25 protein-coding genes are annotated in these 23,133 nt (G+C 66.3%); 20 read left to right on the top strand and 5 right to left on the bottom strand.

Going from position 1 to position 23,133, the window contains the following annotated elements; translation table 11 throughout:
• The first annotated feature begins 25 nt into the window (after positions 1 to 25).
• The 6 genes from D9V34_RS07925 to D9V34_RS07900 all read left to right on the top strand — a co-directional run bounded on the left by D9V34_RS07925 (position 26) and on the right by D9V34_RS07900 (position 6,244).
• On the top strand, positions 26 to 661 hold the full coding sequence (locus tag D9V34_RS07925) for a hypothetical protein (RefSeq protein ID WP_121688280.1): 636 nt from the start codon (positions 26 to 28) through the stop codon (positions 659 to 661).
• A gap of 108 nt (positions 662 to 769) precedes the next feature.
• Positions 770 to 1,837, top strand: coding sequence for an FUSC family protein (locus tag D9V34_RS07920; protein WP_121688279.1), 1,068 nt, complete (start codon positions 770 to 772; stop codon positions 1,835 to 1,837).
• A gap of 50 nt (positions 1,838 to 1,887) precedes the next feature.
• Complete coding sequence (locus tag D9V34_RS07915; protein ID WP_121688278.1) at positions 1,888 to 2,196, top strand: hypothetical protein; 309 nt, start codon at positions 1,888 to 1,890, stop codon at positions 2,194 to 2,196.
• Positions 2,197 to 2,492: 296 nt separating this feature from the next.
• On the top strand, positions 2,493 to 4,754 hold the full coding sequence (locus tag D9V34_RS07910; RefSeq protein ID WP_121688277.1) for a polyribonucleotide nucleotidyltransferase: 2,262 nt from the start codon (positions 2,493 to 2,495) through the stop codon (positions 4,752 to 4,754).
• A 120-nt stretch (positions 4,755 to 4,874) separates the two neighbouring features.
• Positions 4,875 to 5,258 carry a MerR family transcriptional regulator gene (locus D9V34_RS07905; protein ID WP_121688276.1) on the top strand — a complete coding sequence of 128 codons (384 nt, stop codon included), beginning with the start codon at positions 4,875 to 4,877 and terminating at the stop codon, positions 5,256 to 5,258.
• Complete coding sequence (locus D9V34_RS07900; protein ID WP_121688275.1) at positions 5,255 to 6,244, top strand: aldo/keto reductase; 990 nt, start codon at positions 5,255 to 5,257, stop codon at positions 6,242 to 6,244. Before D9V34_RS07905 ends, D9V34_RS07900 begins: the two co-directional genes overlap by 4 nt.
• Positions 6,245 to 6,291: 47 nt before the next feature.
• Here the strand turns inward: D9V34_RS07900 and D9V34_RS07895 are convergent, their stop codons facing one another.
• Positions 6,292 to 7,458: a globin domain-containing protein gene (locus tag D9V34_RS07895; RefSeq protein WP_121688274.1), complete on the bottom strand. Its 1,167-nt coding sequence runs from the start codon at positions 7,456 to 7,458 to the stop codon at positions 6,292 to 6,294.
• Between the two features lie 175 nt (positions 7,459 to 7,633).
• Entirely contained in the window at positions 7,634 to 8,002 is a 369-nt protein-coding gene (locus D9V34_RS07890) for a DoxX family protein (protein ID WP_121688273.1), read from the bottom strand.
• 112 nt (positions 8,003 to 8,114) lie between these two features.
• On the opposite strand from D9V34_RS07890, the gene D9V34_RS07885 reads away from it, so the two are divergent.
• The 4 genes from D9V34_RS07885 to D9V34_RS07870 all read left to right on the top strand — a co-directional run bounded on the left by D9V34_RS07885 (position 8,115) and on the right by D9V34_RS07870 (position 11,884).
• Entirely contained in the window at positions 8,115 to 8,606 is a 492-nt protein-coding gene (locus D9V34_RS07885) for a MarR family winged helix-turn-helix transcriptional regulator (RefSeq protein ID WP_121688272.1), read from the top strand.
• Positions 8,607 to 8,801: 195 nt separating this feature from the next.
• On the top strand, positions 8,802 to 9,812 hold the full coding sequence (locus D9V34_RS07880) for an aldo/keto reductase (protein ID WP_245991961.1): 1,011 nt from the start codon (positions 8,802 to 8,804) through the stop codon (positions 9,810 to 9,812).
• A 90-nt stretch (positions 9,813 to 9,902) separates the two neighbouring features.
• Positions 9,903 to 11,285 carry a M16 family metallopeptidase gene (locus tag D9V34_RS07875; protein ID WP_121688271.1) on the top strand — a complete coding sequence of 461 codons (1,383 nt, stop codon included), beginning with the start codon at positions 9,903 to 9,905 and terminating at the stop codon, positions 11,283 to 11,285.
• Positions 11,282 to 11,884: a histidine phosphatase family protein gene (locus D9V34_RS07870; RefSeq protein ID WP_121688270.1), complete on the top strand. Its 603-nt coding sequence runs from the start codon at positions 11,282 to 11,284 to the stop codon at positions 11,882 to 11,884. The genes D9V34_RS07875 and D9V34_RS07870 overlap by 4 nt, the downstream gene beginning before the upstream one ends.
• Positions 11,885 to 11,938: 54 nt before the next feature.
• Here D9V34_RS07870 and D9V34_RS07865 read toward each other — a convergent pair whose 3' ends face one another.
• The gene (locus tag D9V34_RS07865; RefSeq protein ID WP_121688269.1) at positions 11,939 to 12,406 is read right to left on the bottom strand and encodes a GNAT family N-acetyltransferase; all 468 of its coding nucleotides are present in this window, start codon (positions 12,404 to 12,406) and stop codon (positions 11,939 to 11,941) included.
• Between the two features lie 91 nt (positions 12,407 to 12,497).
• Here D9V34_RS07865 and dapB point away from each other — a divergent pair, with 91 nt between their 5' ends.
• The 8 genes from dapB (at position 12,498) to D9V34_RS07825 (ending at position 19,363) form a co-directional block, all read left to right on the top strand.
• Positions 12,498 to 13,238 (top strand): 4-hydroxy-tetrahydrodipicolinate reductase, encoded by a 741-nt coding sequence (dapB, locus tag D9V34_RS07860; RefSeq protein WP_121688268.1) that lies wholly within the window; start codon positions 12,498 to 12,500, stop codon positions 13,236 to 13,238.
• A 34-nt stretch (positions 13,239 to 13,272) separates the two neighbouring features.
• Positions 13,273 to 13,716, top strand: a complete 444-nt coding sequence (locus tag D9V34_RS07855) for a tetratricopeptide repeat protein (protein WP_121688267.1) — start codon at positions 13,273 to 13,275, stop codon at positions 13,714 to 13,716.
• A gap of 125 nt (positions 13,717 to 13,841) precedes the next feature.
• The gene (locus D9V34_RS07850) at positions 13,842 to 14,768 is read left to right on the top strand and encodes an ABC transporter ATP-binding protein (RefSeq protein WP_121688266.1); all 927 of its coding nucleotides are present in this window, start codon (positions 13,842 to 13,844) and stop codon (positions 14,766 to 14,768) included.
• A complete protein-coding gene (locus D9V34_RS07845; RefSeq protein ID WP_121688265.1) occupies positions 14,765 to 15,646 on the top strand; it encodes an ABC transporter permease in 882 nt (293 codons plus the stop codon). Before D9V34_RS07850 ends, D9V34_RS07845 begins: the two co-directional genes overlap by 4 nt.
• Positions 15,647 to 15,669: 23 nt before the next feature.
• On the top strand, positions 15,670 to 16,998 hold the full coding sequence (locus D9V34_RS07840; RefSeq protein WP_183091905.1) for a sensor histidine kinase: 1,329 nt from the start codon (positions 15,670 to 15,672) through the stop codon (positions 16,996 to 16,998).
• Positions 16,995 to 17,651 carry a response regulator gene (locus tag D9V34_RS07835; RefSeq protein WP_121688263.1) on the top strand — a complete coding sequence of 219 codons (657 nt, stop codon included), beginning with the start codon at positions 16,995 to 16,997 and terminating at the stop codon, positions 17,649 to 17,651. Before D9V34_RS07840 ends, D9V34_RS07835 begins: the two co-directional genes overlap by 4 nt.
• A gap of 117 nt (positions 17,652 to 17,768) precedes the next feature.
• Entirely contained in the window at positions 17,769 to 18,008 is a 240-nt protein-coding gene (locus tag D9V34_RS07830) for a hypothetical protein (RefSeq protein ID WP_121688262.1), read from the top strand.
• 71 nt (positions 18,009 to 18,079) lie between these two features.
• Complete coding sequence (locus D9V34_RS07825; protein WP_121688503.1) at positions 18,080 to 19,363, top strand: glutaminase; 1,284 nt, start codon at positions 18,080 to 18,082, stop codon at positions 19,361 to 19,363.
• A 67-nt stretch (positions 19,364 to 19,430) separates the two neighbouring features.
• Here the strand turns inward: D9V34_RS07825 and D9V34_RS07820 are convergent, their stop codons facing one another.
• Both D9V34_RS07820 and D9V34_RS07815 read right to left on the bottom strand, forming a co-directional pair.
• Positions 19,431 to 20,321, bottom strand: a complete 891-nt coding sequence (locus D9V34_RS07820; RefSeq protein ID WP_121688502.1) for a TIGR01777 family oxidoreductase — start codon at positions 20,319 to 20,321, stop codon at positions 19,431 to 19,433.
• A gap of 20 nt (positions 20,322 to 20,341) precedes the next feature.
• Positions 20,342 to 20,767 (bottom strand): OsmC family protein, encoded by a 426-nt coding sequence (locus D9V34_RS07815; RefSeq protein WP_121688261.1) that lies wholly within the window; start codon positions 20,765 to 20,767, stop codon positions 20,342 to 20,344.
• Positions 20,768 to 21,075: 308 nt separating this feature from the next.
• On the opposite strand from D9V34_RS07815, the gene thyX reads away from it, so the two are divergent.
• Complete coding sequence (gene thyX / locus D9V34_RS07810) at positions 21,076 to 21,774, top strand: FAD-dependent thymidylate synthase (protein WP_220700572.1); 699 nt, start codon at positions 21,076 to 21,078, stop codon at positions 21,772 to 21,774.
• Between the two features lie 186 nt (positions 21,775 to 21,960).
• Positions 21,961 to 23,016 (top strand): hypothetical protein, encoded by a 1,056-nt coding sequence (locus D9V34_RS07805; RefSeq protein ID WP_147441651.1) that lies wholly within the window; start codon positions 21,961 to 21,963, stop codon positions 23,014 to 23,016.
• The last annotated feature ends 117 nt before the right edge of the window (positions 23,017 to 23,133 follow it).

Genomic DNA, 23,133 nt, shown 5'->3' with positions numbered 1-23,133 from the left:
GCAGAATTTTGAGGATGATCCCGGTATGACCACCCCGACCACGCCCCGTCCGCGCCGCGCCCTGACCCAGTGGGTGGGATATCCGGTGCTGGTTCTGCTTGTGTACTTTGTGGCCGGATCGGTGCTGCTGCCGCTGGTGGACGGTGTCGCGCATATCGTCGCCGTGGCGGTCCTGGTTGCGATCGGGCTCTACCTGCTGGTGTGGCTCTGGCGCTGGGGGAGCGGTCCCAGGGCCGCCCGTAAGCCGCTCACCTCGCTGCGCGACGTTACCGTGCGTGCCCTGGGTCGCGACGCGGATACCGTGGGTGATGTGACCGTCCTCGCCTCGCGCACCCCGGTGCCCGAGAGCCGTTTCTTCCGCAGCCCGCTGACCACCGTGCGGGCGTGGCGCGGGGATTTCCCGGCCGCGATCCTGGTGCCCGGTATCACCAGCGGGGTCTCCCGCAACCTGCGCGTGGGCGTGCAGATGGAGGGCGGCGGCAAGGTCTATCTGGTGGGATTCATCGCCCCCGAGCAGGACCGTGAGCTGCTGGAGCGCCTCGAACCCCTCGCCGCGCGCGGCGAGTATGTCAGCGTGCCTGCCCAGATCCTCAAGAGCACGCTCGGCCACAACCTCACCATCGACCTGGATCTCTCGGTCATTCCCGCCGAACTCGGCTAGCGCCACCGCCCGTTTCGCGCCGTTGCATACGCCGAGGCGAATGGTTGCGCGGTACTCTGGAACGTACAACGGGTATGTCACCCGATACATATAACGGGGAGAGAATGCATGGCCGAGCGCGGAATCGCCTCCAGTCTGGTGCGATTTGCCCCGGGTGGCCCCCGCTGGCCGGCCGCCGTTCAGGCGGGCATCGCGATGTTCCTGCCGATCACCATCGGCACAGCCCTCGGCGCACCCCAGCTTGGACTGCTCGCCGGAACCGGCGCATTTGCGGCGATGTACGGCGGTGGAATCTCGCGCCTGGACCGGGTGCGGGCGCTGCCCTTTGTGGTAATCGCACTGATCCTTTCGGCGGGTCTCGGGGTCCTCGGATCGGGCTCGCACGCCACCGCGCTAATCGTGGTTCTGATCTCGGGAATCCTCTCCTCGATTCTCTCTGCGGGATATAACGTCGGTGCCCCCGGTGCGTTCATGTTCACCCTGGTGACCGGTATCGGCGTGCAGCTGGCCGCCCCGCACTCGAGCGGAGGCGCGGGCCTGCCCGGGTGGGAGGTCATTTCACTGGTGGCTGCCGGGGCAATCCTGGCCTACCTCGTGGTGATTGCCCCGCTGATCGTGCCGCGGATTCGCCGCGCCCAGCCCACACGCACCCCGGTCGCGGGAATCTTTGGGCGCTTCGGGTTTGACGACAACAGCTACCTGGCCACCGTACGCATGGTGGTGGCCGTGGTGCTGGGAACCCTGGTGGGAATCGGAATCGATAGCCATCGCGGGTACTGGATCGTGTGCACGGCCATGGCGATCCTCAGCGTGGGCCACAGCCGGCGGCTGACCCTGGAACGCGGAACCCACCGGGTGCTGGGAACCCTGCTGGGCGCCGGGGTTTTCCTGCTGCTTGCGCTGATGCAGCCGCACGGTTTTGTGCTGGCCATCATCCTGGGAATCTTCCAGGGCGTCACCCAGCTGGTCATCTCGCGCCACTATGGGCTGGCCCTGACCCTGATCACCCCGCTCGCGCTGCTGATCGCCGGAAACTCCCATGTCAACGCCGAGGCCGTGGCCTTCGAGCGGGTGCTCGACACCGTGATCGGGGCGATCATCGCCGCCGGCGTGCTGCTGGTGACCGTGCCCCGCCCCCGCCGCCGCTCGTCAGAGGCTCCGGTCGAGCCGGCCTAGCGCGAATCCCGCCGCCACGCCAGGATGGGTGATTCCAGCGAAATGGGTTAGTGTGTACCGTTGTTATTTTCGCCGGAAAGGGAACCTGGATGGGTCTGTGGAAGCGTCGTGAACGTTCCAGCAGCATGGAGGAGCTCACCGCCGCGTATGAGCGTGCGGAAGCCGAAGCCAACACCCCGGCCATGGTCGAGGCACTGATCGATATCGCCTGCGCCTGCGAGGCTCGTTCGGCCGGTCGCGGGGTGCGCCACGCGATCGATACCGCCGCCGCGCTGGCCGCCGAGACCGAGGATCCCGCGCTGATCGAGCGGGTACGCAGCATGGATGCGGCCCTGGACTGCGCGGCTCACCGCGCCTAGACGGCCCCCGGTTGTGGTCGATCCGATCACGCCACACCCTCCCTCTGAACGGGCCCCTCTGGTAGTGTTGAGGTGGCCTCCCGCTTCGGGAAGCCACTAACTCCGCGTGGGATAGGCCGGCAGGAAGCTGGTCCTCGGTGGTAGGTTCCTCTCGAATAATACGGTTCGCAGGGTGACTTTCTACTGGAGATCAGCCAGACCCAGGTCGTGGTCTGAGCAAGTACCGTCGCCCGAGCCTTCGCGGGCCAACGAGCGTGCGCCCGGCGCGCGCTCAGACGCGAATGGAGATGTGACCTATGGAGGGTCCCGAAATCAAGTTTGCCGAGGCCGTTCTCGATAACGGTAAGTTCGGTAAGCGCACCGTCCGGTTCGAAACCGGACGTCTGGCACAGCAGGCACAGGGTGCCGTTGCCGCCTACCTCGACGAAGAAACCATGCTGCTGTCGGCTACCAGCGCCAGCAAGCACCCGAAGGACAACTTCGACTTCTTCCCGCTGACCGTTGACGTTGAAGAGCGCAGCTACGCAGCCGGCAAGATCCCCGGTTCGTTCTTCCGCCGCGAGGGTCGCCCCTCGACCGAGGCCATCCTGGTCTGCCGCCTGATCGACCGCCCGCTGCGCCCGTCCTTCGTGACCGGCCTGCGCAACGAGGTTCAGATCGTGATCACCGTGCTGTCGATCGCACCGGGTGAGTTCTACGACGCCCTCGCCATCAACGCCGCTTCGGCCTCGACCCAGATCTCGGGTCTGCCCTTCTCGGGTCCGATCGCCGGTGTGCGCCTGGCCCTGATCCCGGGTGCCAACAGCGCGGATGACCAGTGGATCGTCTTCCCGACCGCCGCTCAGGTGGAAGACGCCGTCTTCGACCTGACCGTCGCCGGCCGGGTTGTGACCGACGCCAACGGCAAGCAGGACGTCGCCATCATGATGGTGGAGGCCGAGGCTACCGAGAACAGCTGGAACCTGATCAAGGGTGGCGCCACCAAGCCGAACGAGGCCGTTGTGGCCGCCGGTCTTGAGGCATCTAAGCCCTTCATCAAGCAGCTCGTTGAGGCTCAGGCTTCGCTGGCCGCTCAGGCAGCCAAGGAAATCGCCGACTACCCGGTCTTCCTGCCCTACACCGAGGCCGGCAAGGCCCTGGTTTCCGAGCTGGCTCTTGAGGAGCTGACCTCGGTGTACCAGATCGCCGACAAGACCGAGCGTCAGAACGCCGACGACGAGCTCAAGGACCGTACCAAGGCAGCCGTGGCCGCCAAGGTTGAGGCCGAAGAGGTCGAGCAGATCGTTCTGGACCAGTTCTCCGCCGCCTACAAGGCCGTGACCAAGGACGTTGTCCGCGGTCGCATCCTGCGTGACGGTGTCCGTATCGACGGCCGTGGCGCAGCGGACATCCGCGCGCTCGACGCCGAGGTTCAGGTCATCCCGCGCGTGCACGGTTCGGCTATCTTCCAGCGCGGCGAGACCCAGATCCTGGGTGTCACCACGCTGAACATGCTCAAGATGGAGCAGCAGATCGACTCGCTGAGCCCCAACAAGAGCAAGCGTTACCTGCACCACTACAACTTCCCGCCCTACTCCACCGGTGAGACCGGTCGCGTGGGTAGCCCGAAGCGTCGCGAGATCGGGCACGGCTTCCTGGCCGAGCGCGCCCTCGTGCCGGTGCTGCCGAGCCGCGAGGAGTTCCCCTACGCGATCCGTCAGGTATCCGAGGCGCTGGGCTCGAACGGTTCGACCTCGATGGGTTCGGTTTGTGCCTCGACCCTGTCGCTGCTGAACGCCGGTGTGCCGCTGCGCGCACCCGTCGCCGGTATCGCCATGGGCCTCGTGTCGGATGAGGTGGACGGCCAGACCCGTTACGCCGCACTGACCGACATCCTGGGTGCCGAGGACGCACTGGGCGACATGGACTTCAAGGTCGCCGGTACCTCCGAGTTCATCACCGCCATCCAGCTGGACACCAAGCTGGACGGTCTGCCCGCATCGGTGCTGACCGCAGCCCTGGCCCAGGCCAAGGATGCCCGCACCAAGATCCTCGACGTGATCAACGCCGCGATCGACACCCCCGACGAGATGGCTCCGACCGCGCCCCGCGTGATCAGCGTCAACATCCCGGTGGACAAGATCGGTGAGCTGATCGGCCCCAAGGGCAAGACGATCAACGCGATCCAGGACGAGACCGGCGCGGACATCTCGATCGAAGAGGACGGCACCGTGTACATCGGCGCCGTGGACGGTCCGTCGGCCGAGGCTGCGCGTGCGCAGGTCAACGCCATCGCGAACCCGACCAACCCGGAGATCGGCGAGCAGTTCCTCGGAACCGTCGTGAAGCTGGCCGCCTTCGGTGCGTTTGTGTCGCTGCTGCCCGGTAAGGACGGCCTGCTGCACATCTCCGAGGTGCGCAAGCTTGCCGGTGGCAAGCGCGTGGAGAACGTCGAAGACGTGCTCGGCGTGGGCCAGAAGATCCTGGTGGAGATCACCAAGATCGACGACCGCGGCAAGCTGTCGCTGTCGCCGGTGATCGCAGATGAGGCTGGCACCGAGGCTCCGGCCGAGGACTAATCCTCAGGTTTCACACCACACCGCCGCCCGTCCCGTTTTCGGGGCGGGCGGCGGTGTTTTGTGGGTACGTGTCCGGATCCACTTGACCTGGAGTGCACTCCAGGGTCTATCGTGGCGTCTATGAGCGCCACTACCACCGACCTCTCGATCTCCGCCCTGGCGGAGCTTTCCGGGGTCACCATCGATACGCTGCGCTACTACGAGCGTGCCAACCTGTTTGTGCGTCCGGTTCGCCGGGACGAGGCGGGCCGGCGACGCTACGGGGAGCGCGACGTGATCTGGGTCCAGTTTGTGACCCGGCTGCGTGCCACCGGGATGGGGATCACCACCATCGCCGAGTACACCCGGCTGGCGCGCCTCGGGGAGAGTACAAACTCCGCCCGACTTGCGCTGCTGGAGGCTCATCGGGAACACGTGGTGGAAAAGCTCAGGGAGACTCAGGCGAGCCTCGACGCGATCTCATACAAGATCGCCGAATATCAACGAAAGGTAGCCGACCTATGAAAACCACCACACTGGGCAGCGAGAACACCCCCGGCGGCGCGCTGAGCGTCGGAAGACTGGGGTTGGGCTGCATGGGCATGTCCGCGTTTTACTCGGGCGCGGGCCTGGATGATGCCGCCTCGATCCGCACGATTCACCGCGCTCTGGATCTGGGTGTCACCCTGATTGACACCGCCGAAATCTACGGCCCGCACACCAACGAGGTGCTGGTGGGCAAGGCTCTCGCGGGTCGCCGTGAAGAGGTCACCCTCGCCACCAAGTTCGGGATTGTGCCCACCGGTGAGGGCGAGCGCCGATTCGATGGCAGCCCCGAAAATGTGCACCGCTCGATCGACGGATCCCTGCAGCGCCTCGGTACGGACTATGTGGACCTCTACTACCTGCACCGCGTCGACCCCAACGTGGCCATCGAGGACACCGTGGGCGCGCTGGCGGAGCTGGTGGCGGCGGGAAAGATCCGGCACATCGGTCTCTCCGAGGCCGCAGCGGACACCATTCGCCGAGCGCACGCCGTGCACCCGATCACCGCGGTTCAGACCGAATACTCGCTCTGGACTCGCGATCCCGAAGCCGAGATTCTGCCGGTAGTGCGTGAACTCGGTATCGGTTTCGTGCCGTATTCGCCGCTGGGTCGAGGCTTTTTGACCGGAACCATCCGCAGCCTGGATGGACTGGACGAGAACGACTTCCGCCGCTTCAACCCGCGCTTTGCCGGAGATAGCCTGGAGGCCAATATTCGCATCGTCGAGCAGGTGGATGCGGTCGCCCGTGAACTGGACGCGACTCCCGGCCAGGTTGCGCTCGCGTGGCTGCTGGCTCAGGGTGAGCACATCGCCCCGATCCCCGGCACCCGCAAGATCACCAACCTCGAGCAGAACGTGGCGGCCGACGCCCTGGTGCTGAGCGCCGCGCAGCTCGACGCCCTGGACGCGGTTGCCGCTCCGGTGGGTGAGCGCTACCCGGACATGTCCTCGCTGAACCGCTAGGCCCCACACCACGCAACGCCCGTCGAATCCGACGGGCGTTGCGTGCGTTAACCCCGCTCGGGATACCAGAGGTCGGGGCCGAACATTTCGTAGTGGATCTGTCGGGCGGGCACACCCTGGTCGATCAGCTGTCCGCGGGCCATCTGCATGAAGGGAAGCGGACCGCAGAGGACCACCTCGGCGTCGCGGGGGATGTCCATGAAGGTTAGGTCCATGTCGCCGGTGAAGTTCGAGCTGTCTCCGCCCTCCTGGAACCACAGCTCCAGGGTGGCATTGGGCAGGGAGTGCACATCCTCGGTGATGCGTTCGCGCAGCGCCCAGTGTGCGGGGGAGCGGTCGGCGTGGAACACCTGTACCTGACGGTCGCTGCCGGCTTCGGCGAGCGCCCGCACAATCGCGGCGGTGGGGGTCGCGCCGATTCCGGCGGTGATCAGCGCGAGCGGCGCATCGCTCGGGGTCAGGACCACATTGCCGTAGGGGTTGGAGAGTTCCACCATGTCGCCCACCGCGAGGGTGTCGTTCAGCACGGGGGAGACTAGGCCGGCGTCGTTGCGGCGCACGGCAATCTGGCGTGCGGTGCCGCCGCCGCTGATCAGTGTGTACTGTCGGGCCTGCTTGCGACCCGAGGGGGTTGCCACCCGCACGCTGACATACTGTCCGGGAGTGGCGAGGGAGACCGGGGTATCGGTCACCGGTTCAAAGCTCAGAAACACCGTGTCGCCGTGTTCCTCACGTCCGGTAACCCACCAGAAAGCCCAGCGGGCAAAGCTCGCCTGGGCGTCGTAGAGGTCGCATTCGACCCGCAGGAGGACGTTGCTCAGCAGCCAGTACACGTCGTTCCAGGCGCGGCGCAGTTCGGGAGTGAACTCCGCACCCAGCACAATTTCCAACGCCTCAAACAGGTGGTCGTGCACGATGTCATACTGGCTGGCGCTAACGCCAAGAGCGGTGTGGCGGTGGGCGATGCGGGTGAGCATCGCATCCACCTCCTCGTTTTCATCCTCGGCCATCCGCGCCGCCATCGAAATGAATCCCAGCGCAAATGCCGAGTGCTGGATGCCGCTTTTGTGGTTGGCCTCATTGAAGAGACCGTCCAGGAATTCGGGGTGTGCGGTAAACATTCGCTCGTAAAAGATGGGGGTGATCTGCTCGATTTTTGAGCGAACCAGCGGGAGGCTGGCCACGACGGCAGAGCGGGAGGTTGCGGAGAGCATGCGGAGATCCAGACGGGAGCGGGCGCGGCACGGGCGCGTGCCACTGGCTAGGCTCTCAGATGATCGGGCGGGGTGCGCGGATCGCTGCGGGTTTTAGAACATTCGCTGTCGGACGCGTGTGGCGTGCACAACGCCCGCCGGAGCAGGGGCACCGGCGGGCGTGTGGGTCACGGGATTAGCCGGCGACGTAGATGAAACCCAGCACCGCGCTGGCCAGGCTCAGCAGGGTCAGCACAACCACGGGGATGACCGGCTCGGAGTGACGTGCGTGGATCACGATCGCTCCGATCATGATGATCGCCAGACCCACGGCGGCGATCGGGGTGAGGATCGGGGCGATACCGGTAACCACGGGCAGGATCAGGCCGAGACCACCGAGGACCTCGACGATGCCGATGAAGCGGGTGAATGCGGTCGGGAAGCGGTCCACGAAGGTCATACCGCGCTCGCTCAGCCGGGGGATCGGGGTCACCGTCTTCATTCCGCCGGAGCCGATGAAGGCCAGGGCCAGCAGGGCGTTGAGGATGATCAGGGCAATAAACACGGGTGTCTCCTTGGGGAAGTGGGGCCCTGAAAGCGGGCAGAACATCACCGTAGCGGCAATTAGTTGAACTCGCAAGTATTGAAGCTTCACGGAATTTCGATAGGGTGGAGACATGGATACCCCGCGCTGGCTCAATGACGAAGAAATCGCCCTGTGGAAGCGACTCCAAGCAATCAGCGAGATCCTGCCGGCCACCGTGGATGCCCAGCTGCGCGCGGATGTGGAACTCACCCGGTATGAGTACTACGTCCTGGCGATGCTCTCCGAAGCCCCCGAACGCAAACTCCCGATGAGCACCCTGGCGCTGGTCACCAATGGCTCACTCTCACGGCTGTCGCACGCGGCCCGGCGGCTTGAACAGGAGGGGTGGATTGTGCGCGAGCGTGTTCCCACCGACCGTCGCGCGATGATCGCAACCCTGACCGATGCGGGCTTTGCAAAGATCGTGGATGCCGCGCCCGGGCACGTCGAGCGGGTGCGCGAGGTGCTCTTCGACCATCTCGATGCCGATCAGGTCGCCGCGCTCAATGCCGCGCTGGCCCCGGTGCTCGCCGCCCTGCTGCCCGAAATCGGTGACCCGGCGGAGTGCCCAGGCGGAGCCTGATTCGCTCGTGGGGGTGAGCCTCGGATCGACACACTCGCCGAAACCACATCACATGTCGTATCCAAATTGTTATCGGTTCGTCAAAAAACGTTCGCGTCGGGGTGAGGTTGAGGGTGAAACCCGGCATAGACTACGTCTCAGGTGGCGAAAACTCGGCAAAATTCGCCATCGCGTCGGATGACGAGGGGAGAGCCGGTGCTGAAGCAGATGACGGTTGGACTGGAGTCGATCCCGCTCACCCTGCCCGGACTCATTCCCGTGGGCGCCCCCGAGAACTCCCAAACCGACGAGCGTCGAGACCTCGCTCAGACGGGCCTGCGTGTACATCCAATCGCGCTGGGCACCTCGGTGTTTGGCTGGACCGCGCAGACCGCCGATTGCGAACTGATTCTGGACCGCTACGCCGAGCTGGGTGGAAACTTCCTGGACACTGCGGATAGCTACTCCGCCGGGCGCAGCGAACACATCATCGGCTCCTGGGTGTCGCGCCGCGGGGTGCGCGATCAGACGGTGATCGCCACCAAGATCGGACGCCACCCGGACAACCCGGGCCTGGGCTCGGTCAGCATCGTGCGCGCGGTGGAGGCGAGCCTGGAGCGCCTGCAAACCGACTACATCGATGTCCTGTACTTCCACGACGACGACCCTACGGTTCCCCTGGAGGATGCCCTCGGAACGGCCGAATGGCTGATCGAGAGCGGCAAGGTGCGCCACCTCGCGGTGTCCGCCTACCGTCCCGAGCGCCTGGTTCAGGCACGCATCCTGGCAGCCTCGGGCTACCCGCGGATCGCCGCGGTGGGCACCCACTACTCGCTGCTGCACCGCAGCAGCTATGAGGGGACCCTGGAACTGGTCTCGCGGGGGCAAAACCTCGCGGTGATTCCCTACCTGACCCTGGAAAACGGCTTCCTCAGCGGCAAGTATCGCTCCCGCGCCCAGCTGGACACCACCGCACGAGGCACCCGAGTAAGCAGCCTGGTCAACCGCCAGGGCCTGCGCGCGCTGCAGGTGCTGGACCGGGTCGCCGAGGAGCAGGGGGTGACCCCGACCACGATCGCGCTGGCCTGGGTGCTGTCGCGTCCCGGCATCACCGCACCCGTGGTGAGCGCCAACGACCCCGAGCAGGTGGATGCGCTAATGGCAGCACCGGCCGTTTCGCTGACCCGCACGCAGAGCGCCGAACTGGAAAAAGTGTGGCACTCCTAGTGGTGATGGTCCGCTGCGTCGGGGTGCTAATTTGGCCCCGCGCCGGACAAACCCATCGGAATGTGAGCGTCCTGGCTTAGGGTGGAGCCGATGATTCCCCCGAGAGCGTTCCCCCTCACCGAGCCCAGTATCGACTTTGAAACCGCGGCCGGCTCGCGGATTCGGCGCACCGTTTTGCCCACAGGCCTGCGTATTCTCAGCGAGGAGATGCCCGCAGCCCAGAGCGCCACGATCGGGTTTTGGGTGGGTGTTGGTTCCCGCGATGAGCTGGCCACCGAGTCTGCCGTGGGCGCCTCGGGGTTTGGATCCACCCACTTCCTGGAACACCTGCTGTTCAAGGGCACCCCGAGCCGCAGCGCGCTGGATATCGCCATCGCGTTTGACGCGGTGGGCGGCGAACACAACGCCCTGACCGCCAAGGAGTACACCTGCTACTACGCCAAGGTTCGGGACCAGGACCTGGGCATGGCCACCTCGGTCCTTGCCGACATGATCGCCGCCTCGCTGATTGATCCCGAAGAGTTCGAGCGCGAACGTCAGGTCATCATCGAGGAACTGGCGATGCGCGAGGATGATCCCGGAACCGCCGTCTGGGAGCTCCTGTTTGAGGCGGTGCTCGGCGAGCATCCGCTGGCCCGCCCGATCGGCGGTACCGCCGAGACCATCGAGGCGTGCACCCGCGAGGCCGTGATGGAGCACTACGCCCGCAACTACCGTGCCGCCGACGTGGTGATCTCGGTCGCCGGTGCCGTGCGTCACGATGAACTGGTCGCCGATGTTGTGGCCGCGCTGACCGAGGCTGGCTGGGATCCCACCATCCAGGCGGATCCGGTCCCGCGTCGTCCGCTGGTTCCGGTCAACACCCTGCCCGCACGCTCGCTCGTGGTGGAAAACCGCCCGATCGAGCAGGTGCACCTGCTGCTGGGCTGCACCGGCATTGCGATGCGGGATGAGCGCTGGCCGGTCATGAGCATCCTGAACTCGATCCTCGGCGGTGGCATGTCCTCACGCCTGTTCCAGGAGATTCGCGAGAAGCGCGGGCTGGCCTACTCGGTCTATTCGTTCTCCAGCGCGTTCTCGGACACCGGGGTGTTTGGGCTGGGGGCCGCATGCACCCCGGCACGCGCCCGCGAGGTCACCGACCTGATGTATGCGGAACTGATCACGATGGCCACCGACGGGGTCACCGAGGAGGAGATGAGCCGTGCGCTGGGTCAGCTCTCCGGCGCCTCCGCCCTGTCCCTCGAGGACTCCGATTCGCGCATGTCCCGATTGGGTCGAGCGGACCTGATTCTCGGCGAGTTCCAGGAATTAGACACCATCCTGGAAATGCTTGCCGCCGTCACCGCCGAGGACGTGCGAGCACTCGCGCGCGAGCTTGCGGACCGGCGATTTACGGTTGCCGCGGTGGGGGCAATCGACGAGAGTGTATTTGACGGCTTCGGTGAGTCCTTAGAAGGGAAACGATCATGAGCCAGTATCTGTACCTCGTGCGTCATGGTGAACAGCAGGATGCCGAACACGGCATGCCCGATGGCCCGCTCTCCCCGCGTGGGCGACGCCAGGCTCGGCTGATCGCCGAACGTCTGAGCGGCCTTCCGCTCACCGCCGCCTACCATTCGCCGCTGCAGCGTGCGGCCGAAACGGCCGAGCTGATCGCCGAGCGGCTGCCCTCGATCGCGCTGGAGTCCTCGGCCCTGCTCTTTGACTGCGTGCCGACCGGCAAAACCCCGGACACCCCGAGTGCCTTCGATTCGTTCTTCGGCGGCATCACCGATGCCGAAACTGAGGCTGGTGCCGCCCAGATGAATGATGCGGTAGCCGAGTTCCTGGCTCCCAAGAGCGGCGAGCGCCACGACCTGATCATCAGCCACAACTTTGTGATCGCCTGGTTTGTGCGGGAGGTTCTGGGTGCCCCCGACTGGCGCTGGATGACCCTGGACCAGGCCAACTGCGGGCTCACGGTGATTCACCGCAAGCCTGGGCGTCCCTGGACCCTGCTCACGCACAACGATTTGGCGCACCTGCCGATGGAGCTGCGTACCGGGCTGCCGGATCCGCTGCCGGTCTAACCGCACGCCGTCTCCACGCAAAAGACACCCCACCTGAGTGGGGTGTCTTTTGGGTTACCGGGGTGAGTCGGTGAGTTTCTTCCCATACCAGTGGTTGGCGTTGGGGTTGGTGTTATAGGGCTCGATCTCCACGTAGCCCGAGCTGCGGTATAGACCCCCGGCGGCGGCCAGGGTCGCGTTGGTATCCAAGACCAGCTCGCGCGCGCCGAGTGCGCGCGCCTCGGACTCAAGGGTTTCCAGCAGGCGTCGACCCCATCCGGCACCGCGGGCCGCGGGGCGCAGGAAGACGTGCTTGATTTCAAACCGGGTGGGGCTGAGCGCGCGGACGCCGCCGCAGCCGACCGGGGTGTCTCCGTCCAGGAGCACCACAAAGGCACCGTCGGGGTCGACAAACCGGGCGGGATCGGGGTGGGTCACGATGTAGTCCCCGCCTTCGAAGCCAACCGCGCGCTCGGCGAAGTACTCGTCCAGGAGGTCGCGGGAGCGCGGATCCGTGGTGCTCAGACGAACAAATGTGTGCATGTTCCCATGCTACGCCGACGTTTTTGGACACGTGCACGGTGCCGGGCGAACGTGCGACATCCGGTGGCCTCGGGGTTGCTAGATTAGGGGTATGACTACACGGGTTGCGATCGTTGGTGCCAGCGGAAAAATGGGACGGCTGTTTAGCCGACTGTTGGAGGCGAGCCCCGACTATGAGGTGCACGCGTCCCTGACCTCGCGCAGCGACCTCACCGAGATGGATGGTGCCGACCTGGTGGTGGATGTCAGCACCCCGGCGATCAGCGCCGAGGTGGTTGCCCACGCGCTGGCCGCGGGCGCCAACGTGCTGGTGGGAACCTCGGGCTGGTCCCGGGAGAAGCTGGACGCGCTGGAGCGCACCATCCCCACCGGACGCGGCGTGCTGATCATCCCCAACTTCTCGGTGGGATCGGCGCTGGGCACCGCACTCTCGATCCTCGCCTCCAAGTTTTATGAGTCGATCGAGATCATCGAGTCTCACGCCTCCACCAAGATTGATTCCCCGAGCGGGACGGCCGTGCGCACGGCCGAACTGATCGACCGTGCCCGGGCCGAGCTCGGTCCGGTGGAGGCCCCGCACGTGGATCAGCGCGCCCGCGGCGAGCTGATCGCCGGGATTCCGGTGCACAGCCTGCGCCAGCGCGGCATTGTTGCCCAGCAGCGGGTGATCCTGGGTGGCCCGGGGGAGACCCTGACCATCGCCCATGACACCATCGACCAGAGCGCCTATGAGCACGGCATCACGCTGGCGCTCGCTCGCGCACAGCATGTGACTGGCCTCGTGGTGGGTCTGGAAAACGTGATCGACCTGGGCCTGGGCGGCCAGGCCTGATGCGCGCCCGCACCGATCGAGCGGAGGCACGCTAGTGCGCGCCCGGCTGCCCGCCATCCTGGTCTCGGCCTTCCTGGTGATCTGCCTGATCCTGGTGGGGCAGAAGGCCCTGGTGGCAATCGGCACCGGTGAGCCCATCGCCATCGTAATCGGCATCGCCCTGGTGGTGCTGCTGCTCGCCGGTGTCTGGGCGCTGTGGCGGGAGCTGCGCTTCGGGTCGGCATCCAGCCGTCTGGGCCGGCTGCTGGAGGAGCGCGGCCTGGTCCCCGAGGACGAGGTCCCGGTGCGCCCCAGCGGACGCCCCGAGCGTGCAGCCGTGGATGAGCTTTTCCCCGCCTACCGCGCGGCCGTCGAGGCCGAACCCGAGAGCTGGACCGCCTGGTTCCGGCTGGGCATCGTCTATGACGGGGCCGGGGATCGCATTCGCGCGCGTCAGGCGATCCGCGAGGCGATCCGGCTGGAGCGCGCCACCCGCTAACCGCGGGCAATACGTCGGTCGTTGTAAGCCGCCGCCGTTGCCTTCTCGCCGTCAACCGATCGGTTGACCCCGGGGTCACTCAATCGTGCCTCCCTGAGGAAGCGCGCGGCCGCCAGCATGGAGGTATGACGGTTGCACTCCATATACACGACCTCCGGAAACAGTATTCCGGAACCACCGCGGTAGCCGGCCTGAGCTTCGATGTGGAGGCCGGGAGCCTCTGCGCGTTGCTCGGCGCCAACGGGGCCGGGAAGTCCACCACCATCGCCTGCATCTCAACCCTGTTGGGCTTTGACTCGGGGGTGATCGAGGTCCTGGGCGACCGGGTGGGGGCGGGCCCCGCGGCCACCGCGCGTATTCGCGGCCGGATCGGGGTGGTGTTCCAGACCTCGGTGCTGGATCCACTGCTCAGCGTGCGCGAAAACCTTACCGTGCGTGCCCGGCTCTACGGGCTCGACGCGGCACGGACGAGCGCCCGCATCATCGAGCTGGCCGACATGACCGACCTCACCGGATTTCTGGATCGCCGCTACGGCACCCTCTCCGGTGGGCAGAAACGGCGCGCGGATATCGCCCGGGCGCTGATCCACTCGCCCGAGATCCTGATCCTCGATGAGCCCACCGCGGGCCTCGACCCCGCCAGCCGGGAACGCATCTGGGAGGCGATTCACACCCTGCGCCGCGCCACCGGCATGACCGTGCTGCTGACCACCCACTATCTGGCCGAAACCGAGCTTGCCGATGACGTAATCATCATCGCCGGGGGTGCCCTGGTTGAGCGCGGATCCGCCGCCGATTTGCGGGCCCGGCTCGGGGCCAGCCGGCTGAGCATCACACCGCGTCCCGATGCCTCTGCGCTGATCGCCGCCTGCGCGGCGCTGCCCGGCACCCGCGAGGGCGACCGCTTCGATCTGCGCCTGCCCGGAAGCGCCGTGGCGCTGGATCTGCTGACCGCCCACCACTCAGACATACTCGACTTCGAATTCCGGCACGGCACGATGGACGACGTGTTCCTGACCGTGACCGGCGACACCCCCAAGGACCCCGCATGAGCACCCTCTGGACCCTGACCCGGCGCAACCTCCGCCTGTTTTTTCGCGACCGCATGCGGGTGTTTTTCTCGCTGCTGTCGGCACTGATCCTGGTTGCCCTGTACGTGTTTTTCCTGGGCAATCAGATCACCTCCTCGGTCACCGCGCAGCTCCCCGGAGCCCCCGCGGAGGATGTGGACCGGTTCATTCGGGCGTGGGTGTTTGCCGGGGTTATCATGATCACCTCGCTCACCGCGAGCCTGGGCGCGATGGCCGTGTTTGTGGATGATCGGGTGGCCCATCGCTTCGATGATTTCCTGGTCGCCCCTCCGCGGCGTGGATATCTGACCCTCGGCTACCTGCTGGCAGCCTTCCTGGTGGCCGCGCTGATCTCCCTGCTGTTGCTGGCCGCCGCTCAGATCACGCTGGCGATCACCGGGGGCGGGATGACCCTGGGCGAACTGGCCTCAGCCGCGGGCATCACCCTCCTGTGCTGCCTGGTGTTTGCCGCGCTGTCGGCCCTGGCGGCCTCGTTTATCGCCTCGGCCGGGGCGTTTGCGGCGCTGTCAACCATCGTGGGAACCGGGGTCGGGTTCCTCGCCGGAGCCTATGTGCCGCTGGGCACCCTGCCCGCGGGCGTCGCCAAGGTCCTCACCCTGCTGCCGTTTGCCCAGGCCGCGAGCCTGGTGCGCGGACCCCTCACCGCGGGGCCGCTGGACGCGTTGGATGCCGCCCAGCCGGGTGCCGGCGAGAGCCTGGCCACCTACTTCGGCGTGCACGCGATGGTGGGGGACACCGAGCTGGGTGTGCCGCTGCTGATCGCGATCCTCTCGGGGCTGGGAATCCTCTTCCTGCTGCTGGCGATCGGCCGGTTCGGACGGCGTCTGCGCACCGTATGAGCCGCTGTGTCAGAATGAGGGACATGACTCTCAGACGTGGGTGGGACCTTGCTGTTTCCGCCTGCATGGTGCTGCTGATTCTGCTGGCCTTCGTCTCGGTGACCCACGAGGGAGCCTCGCGTTTGGACGTGGGCACCCGAGTGGTCCTGATCACCGTAGGTCTGGGGGCGCTGCTTGCCTACTATCTGCTGTGGGCGCGCCCCCGCAACGAGACCAATGCGGTGGGTTGGGGTGCCGCCTGGGTGATCCCGATCGGTGCGCTGCTGACCTTCGCCAGCCCCTCGATGTTCACCGCGCAGGTGATCCTGTATCCGATGATCTGGGAGGGCAATGCCCGTCCGCGCCGGCCGCTGATCCTCTCGGGGATTGCCGCCATCGCGATGACCACCACCTCGATCCTCGGCACTGAGGGATCGGACTGGCCGGGGAACGCCCTGGTCATCGGCGCCGTGTCCTATGCGTTCAACCTGGCGATGGGTCTGTGGATCTCGGGCATCTCCCGGGTGAGCGCCGAGAATGCGCGCCTCTACGACCAGCTGCGGCTGCGTCAGGAGGAGATCGCCGCGCTCAACCGCGATGCCGGGGCCATGCACGAGCGGGGGCGTCTCTCCCGGGACCTGCACGATACGGTGGCCCAGACCCTGACCGGCGTGGTGATGCTCTCGCGTAGCGCGCGGCGTCAGGCGGAGGCGGGATCCCCCAAGCTTGTGGACACCGTCCGGCTGATCGAGTCCAGCGCCGCCGAGGCGCTGGCCGAAACCCGGGCGATGGTCGCGACAGCCTCCTCGCTCGAGGAATCGACCTTCGCCGAAACCCTGGAGCGCTTCTGCACCCGGTTTGCCCGGGAAACCGGGATCGCCGTCGACCTCGAATTCTCGCTGAATCCAGGGACGTTGCTCTCCCGCGCCGAGGAGGTCATCCTGCTGCGCTGCGTCCAGGAGGGCCTGGCCAACGTGCGCAAACACTCGGGGGCCAATACCGCGCGGGTGAGCGTCGTCTCGGATCGGGCGGGCGTGCGGCTCGGGATCGCGGATAACGGTCGCGGTCCGACCGCCGCCGCCCCCGAATCGGCGGCATCGGGGGAGCGGAACGCCACTGCTCAGCCGACCGGCGGGCAGTTTGGGCTCGCCGGTCTGGCCGAACGCCTGGGTGGGGTGGGCGGCACGGTCGCTCTGACCGCGGGCACCGAGGGTGGGGCGCTGCTGAGCGTTGAGCTTCCGCTGAGTACCGAACCGAGCGCCCCGCCGAGTGCCGGTCCGGGCGTCCCGCCGAGTACCGATTTCACCACTCATCCGAGTACCGATCCCGGCACTCATCCGAGCACTCATCCGAGCACCAAGGAGCAATCATGACCGCCGAGCTACGGGTTTTTGTGGTGGATGATCACCCGATCGTGCGTGCCGGAATCTCGGCCACCCTGGAGGACGCCGCGGGCATCATCGTGGTGGGCACCGCCTCAAGCGGACCCGAGGCGGTCGCGCGGGTGCGCGCGATCCCCACCGATGTGGTGCTGATGGATCTGCGCATGCCCGGCGGAGATGGGGTCGCGGCGACCGCAGAAATCCTCGCCCACTGCCCGGACACCCGCGTGCTGATCCTCACCACGTATGAGAGTGATGATGCGATCCTCGACGCGATCGAGGCGGGGGCCGCCGGCTACCTACTCAAGGCCGCACCCGAGGAGGAGATCATCGCCGGTGTGCGCGCAGTCGCCGCCGGGAAAACGGTGCTGGCCCCGGAGATCGCCGCGGCCCTGGTGTCGCGGATGCGTCAGCCAGCTCAACCCACCGGCCCCACCCTCACCCCGCGCGAGCGCGAGGTGCTCGCCCTCGTTGCCCAGGGACGCACCAACGGACAGATCGCCCTGGGGTTGCACGTCTCCGAGGCCACGGTCAAAACCCACCTGGTGCGCATCTTCGACAAGCTCGGCGTGGGCGATCGCACCCGCGCGGTGACCCTGGCGCTGGAACTCGGCCTCCTCCGCGAGTCCTCGGAACGGCCGTGACTATTACATACGCTATGGTTTGACCACATACCCCTCGGAACGGCCGCCGCCGGCATCGCGGGACTGACACGGAAGCAACCGCTTCCGTACCATCGTTCGAACAGAGTGGATTTCACAATGACCGCGCCCAACCTTGCCTGGCACAAGATTCAGTTTTTCCGCGACTTTGCCTTCGGAATGGGAGCGGCGGTGATCGCCTTTATCGTGCTGAGCGCGATTGATGGTGGGAATGTGACCTATATCGTTCCGGCAATTGTGTTGGTGCTGGGTGCCGTCATCGCCTATGTGCGTTATCGTCGTCGCCTCGCTCGCGATATCGCGCAGCATGACGAAGAATCGGGCGCGCAGACGCGCTAATGGGAGCGCCGTTCCTGAGCGTTTGGGGATAGTCTCCGGAGTTTGCACGGATGTTTTTCTATATTGGATATATGCACACGCCTATCCCGGACTACCTGCACGAAGTACTCGAGAATACGCGGGACGACGGGGAGGTTGCGACCTATATCCCCGAGCTCGCACGGGCGAATCCCGATCTGCTGGCCAGCGCGCTGTGCATGTCGGACGGCAAGATCTATGCGGCCGGGGACATCCACGAGCGCTTCACCATCCAGTCGATCTCCAAGCCCTTCGTGTACGCCCTCGCCCTCCAAGAGCGCGGGTTTGAGACCGTGCTGGACAAGATCGGGGTGGAGCCCAGCGGCGAGAGTTTCAACTCCGCCTCCCTGGATCCCAGAACCCAGCGTCCCGAAAACCCGATGGTGAACATCGGCGCCATCGCGACCCACGCGCTGGTGCGTCCCGAGGCCAGCCGAGACGAGCGGTTTGAGGCGGTCCGCGCCGGTCTCTCGGCCTTTGCCGGCCGCGAGCTGGACGTGGATGAGGCCGTCTATGCCTCGGAGATGGGCACCGCTTTTCGGAACATGTCCCTGGCCTACCTGGTGCGTTCGGTAGACGGCTTCACTCAGGACCCCGCGGACATCGTCGAGGGGTACACCCGCCAGTGCTCGATCCTGGTGGACGTACGCGACCTCGCGGTCATGGCGATGACCCTGGCCAACGCGGGGATCAACCCGATCACCCAGGAGCGGGTGGTGGATGAGCATGTGGCCCAGCAGGTGCTCTCGGTGATGACCACCTGTGGCATGTACGACGCGGCCGGCGACTGGATGACCCAGGTGGGTATCCCCGCCAAATCCGGGGTGGCCGGGGGCATCATCGGAGCACTACCCGGGCAGGTGGGTGCGGCCGTATTCTCGCCGCGGCTGGATCCGGTGGGTAACTCGGTGCGCGGGGTGCAGGCCTTTGAACGCTTCTCCGGCGACATGGGCATGCACCTGCTGAAGTCCCCGCCGCTCTCCCGGGATGTGATTCGGCACGCCAATCGGCGGGTGTCCGGGCAGGGGGAATTCCACGTGATCGAGTTGCAGGGTCCGCTGCGTTTCTCGAGCGCCGAACGAGTGATGCGCGAGCTGGAGCAGATCCCCAACGACCGCAAGACCATCGCGCTGGATCTGGCCCGCGTCTCCTCGGTGGATGATGTGAGCCGGCGGATGCTGATGGAGGGGCTGCGCCGACTGATCCTCGAGGGGCACGCGGTGTACCTGGTGGATCCGCGCTCCTCGATTCCCAACCGCGATCTCGGCGACGGAACCTTCCCCGCCGATGCTGCATCCCTGGAAACGCTGGGTCTCGCGCTTACCGAGGGCAGCTAGCCGCCCGGGCCCACTCGTCCGGGCCACCCGTGCGCCGAGTGCACGCGCGGGCGCGGAAACCGGCACCCTAGTCCGCCTTGAGCGCCACCTTCAGCGCCGAGGCAGCATCGGGATAGCTGAACTCGAAGCCCTCACCCTGCAGGACCGCGGGCCGGATGTGCTGGTCAACCAGCAGCAGATCCTCGGCCGCGTTCTGCAACAGCAGGCGCAGCGCAAACGCGGGGGCGGGTAGCCAGTAGGGACGGCCCAGGTTTTCGGCGAGCGCCCGTCCGATCTCACCGGAGGTGGCCGGCACCGGACCGGTGATGTTGACCGGGCCGGACAGGGTCGAGGTCAGCAGGAACTCCAGTGCGCGCACCTCGTCCTCCAGTGACACCCAGGGCCACAGGTTTTTGCCCGAGCCGAGCGGGCCGCCGAGGCCCAGCTTGGCGAGGGTCAGCATGGGGCCGATGGCACCGGCCGGATCCAGCACGATGCCGGTGCGAGCAAGCACCACGGTGCAGTGATCCGAGGCCTCCAGCGCGGCGGCCTCCCAGCGCTGGGTCAGCTCGGCGAGGAATCCGGTACCGCCACTGCTGGATTCATCCAGGTCGATCCCGGGGCGGGATCCGTAGAATCCCGAGGCGGACGCGTTGATCAGGATCCGCGGGGGAGCGGTGCTGGTACGAATGGCGCGCACGATGGTCTGCGTCCCGTTGAGGCGGGAGGAGAGCAGGGTGCGCTGATAGCTCGGGGTCCAGGGGAGCTTGCCGATGCTGGCCCCACCGAGGTTGATCACGGCTTCGATGCCATCCAGGGCATCGGCGGGCAGGAAGTGCGCGTCGGGATCCCAGCGCACCTCGTTCTCGGCGGCGGGCTCGCGCCGCACGAGCACCCGGAGGGAGTGCCCGGCGGCGCGCAGCCGTGTCTGCAGGGCGGAACCGATCAGACCGGAGGCACCGGCCAACAGAATGTTCATGTTCACACCCCGCTTTCCGGCTAGGCCAGGCTTGCTTCGAGGGTGATCTCGATACCGGCCAGGGCAGCCGATACCGGGCAGCCGGCCTTGGCCTCGGCGGCGATACGGTCGAAGTCCTCGGCCGAGATACCCGGCACAGTCGCGTTGACCAGCAGGTGGCTGCCGGTGATGCCGGTGCCCGGGACGAAGGTGACGGCGGCGGTCACGTGCAGACGCTCGGGGGTAAAACCGGCCTCGGTGAGCATGTTCGAGAAGGCCATCGAGTAGCAGGCCGAGTGGGCGGCGCCGATGAGTTCTTCGGGGGTGGTGACCTTGTCCGAACCCTCGGAACGGGCCTTCCAGTTCACCGGAAGGTTCGCCGCGGAGGACGAATCCAGGTTCACGGTGCCCGAACCCTCAAACAGGGACCCGGTCCAGACGGTGGTTGCTTCGCTGGTAATTGCCATGGTGTCCTCCACAGGTAGCTGATGGTGGCCGTCGAGCCGAATGCCCGGCAGGCCTCGTGTATGCCGAGCCTAACGCGTTCACGGCGGGCACGCACCTTCCTTTCTGGCGTTTTTCAGGGACCGTCCGGAGTGAAATGTCACATCCGTTCTCGCCGCGCCCGAGACAAAAAATGTGGGGGCCGGCTGGATGCCGGTCAAACTTCCCGAAGGAGGGGACAATCCGAGGGTGAAGTCCCGCCTGCTTCGATCCCAAAGTGGATCGCACGCGATAGGCTGGAGCCGTGTCAGAGATCGAATTCCGCAGCGAAATGACGGTGGAACTGGTTCGTTCAAACGCCAGTGACGCCGATGTCCTGTTTGCCGCCCGGGTGTCCACCCAGGGTGAGCAGACCCTCGAATCCGCCCAGAGCGGTGACGAGGCCACGAGCCGCGACCGCGGTCTCATCAACTACCTCATGCGGGACCGTCACGGTTCCCCGTTTGAGCACAACTCGATGACCTTCTACGTGCAGGCACCGATCTTCGTGTTCCGCGAGTTCATGCGTCACCGCATGGCCTCCTATAACGAAGAGTCGGGTCGCTACCGTCAGCTGAACCCCACCTTCTACGTGCCCAACGAGAAGCGCAACCTGGTCCAGGAGGGTAAGCCCGGCGCCTACAACTTCCTGCCCGGTACCCCCGAACAGACCGCGCTGGTGCAGGCCGAGGCTGAGGCCCAGTCGATCGCCGCCTACGAGTCCTACCAGCGCATGCTGGAGGCCGGAGTGGCCCGCGAGGTTGCCCGGATCGTGCTGCCGCTGAACCTGTACTCCTCGATGTATGTGACCGTCAACGCGCGCTCGCTGATGAACTTCCTCAGCCTGCGCACCAAGCGTGAGGGCACCCACTTCCCCTCGTTCCCGCAGCGCGAGATCGAGATGTGTGCCGAGCAGATGGAGAACTTCTTCGCCGAGCTCATGCCGCTCACCTATGAGGCGTTCAACAAGAACGGCCGCGTCGCCCCGTAATCGGTGACGATGTGTGCGACCCCCGGGCCCTGGCCCGGGGGTCGCTTGTGTCTGTGGGCACCGCCGGTGGCGCGAACGTGGGCATCCTCGGTGGCGCACATACAGGTATCGCTCTCGGCGCACACGCGCGGGTCGGTGGCGGACGCGTCCCGGCGACGCCGCGCGGAAACACGCTAGGGTATCGGCATGAGCACGCCCGAGTCTTCGCCACGTGATTTTGGTGCGTTTGAGTGGTGCCCCACGCGGGGCGACCGGGCCGAGTTTTCCCGCGCACTGACGGCCGGTGCCGAGGGGCCGCATCCGCTGGCCGTCTCGCGCGGAATGAAACGACGATTGGGCATCCTGCTGGCGATCCCGGTGGCCGTGGTTTTTGTGCTCACGGTGGCGCGACCGGTGGCCGCGTTGTTGCGCGGCGAGCACGACCCGGCGTTGACGCTGATCCAGGCGGGGTTTTTTCTGACCATCGTGCTGGGGCTCACCCTGGTTCTCCTGCTGCTGAACCGAAACACCCGCCGAGCCCTGACCGTTGCGCTGCAACTACGTCGTTTCGCCCGGGACAACGATCTGGGCACCGCGCCGGCGAGCCTCAACCCGCGCCTTCCGGGCATGCCGTTTACCGAAGGCACCGGTGTGGTGGCCTCGGACCGGCTGCTGGCCGGCCGCGGACAACGCTATTTTGAACTCGCCAATCTGCGGTTCACCACCGGCACCGGACGCAGCGCGCGGATTCACCACTGGGCCTTCCTCGCCGTGCGGCTGAGCGCACACCTGCCCCATATCGTGCTGGATGCCCGGGCGAATAATCGGCTGGGTACCACGCTGCCACTGTCCCTGGCCCGCGATCAGATCCTCTCACTGGAGGGCGATTTTGATCGTCACTTCACGCTGTACTGCCCGCGCGCCTATGAGCGGGATGCGCTGCAGCTTCTCACCCCGGATCTCATGGCTCTGCTGATTGATCATGCGGCCCCGTTTGATGTGGAGATCATCGACGACTACCTGTTTGTCTATGCGACCCGACCGCTGGATGCCCACATCCTGGAGCGTTTGCTCGACGTGGGCGACACGGTTGCCGTGCCCGCGGCCGCGCAGGGCGCACACTATCGGGATGAGCGCAGCACGGTACCCGCCGCGGGCCTGGTGGATCTGCCCGGTCGGAGGCTGCGCGTGGCACGGACCTGGAGCCTGATCGCGATGCTGATTGTGGCCGCCGTGCTGGTCACCCTGATGCTGCTGACCTAGCATCCCGCGGCCGCCACACCGGGTGGATAACGTCATCGATAGCAACGCTGCGTCATACGGCGTCATGCCATCATGACCCCCGGGCGAGGGGCTGCTACCGTAACGCTATGACCCCGC

This window comes from Mycetocola lacteus (assembly GCF_003667575.1).
Classification (GTDB): domain Bacteria; phylum Actinomycetota; class Actinomycetes; order Actinomycetales; family Microbacteriaceae; genus Mycetocola; species Mycetocola lacteus.
The sequence above is the reverse complement of the archived record's forward strand: the minus strand, read 5'-3'. Positions and strand labels throughout refer to the sequence as shown.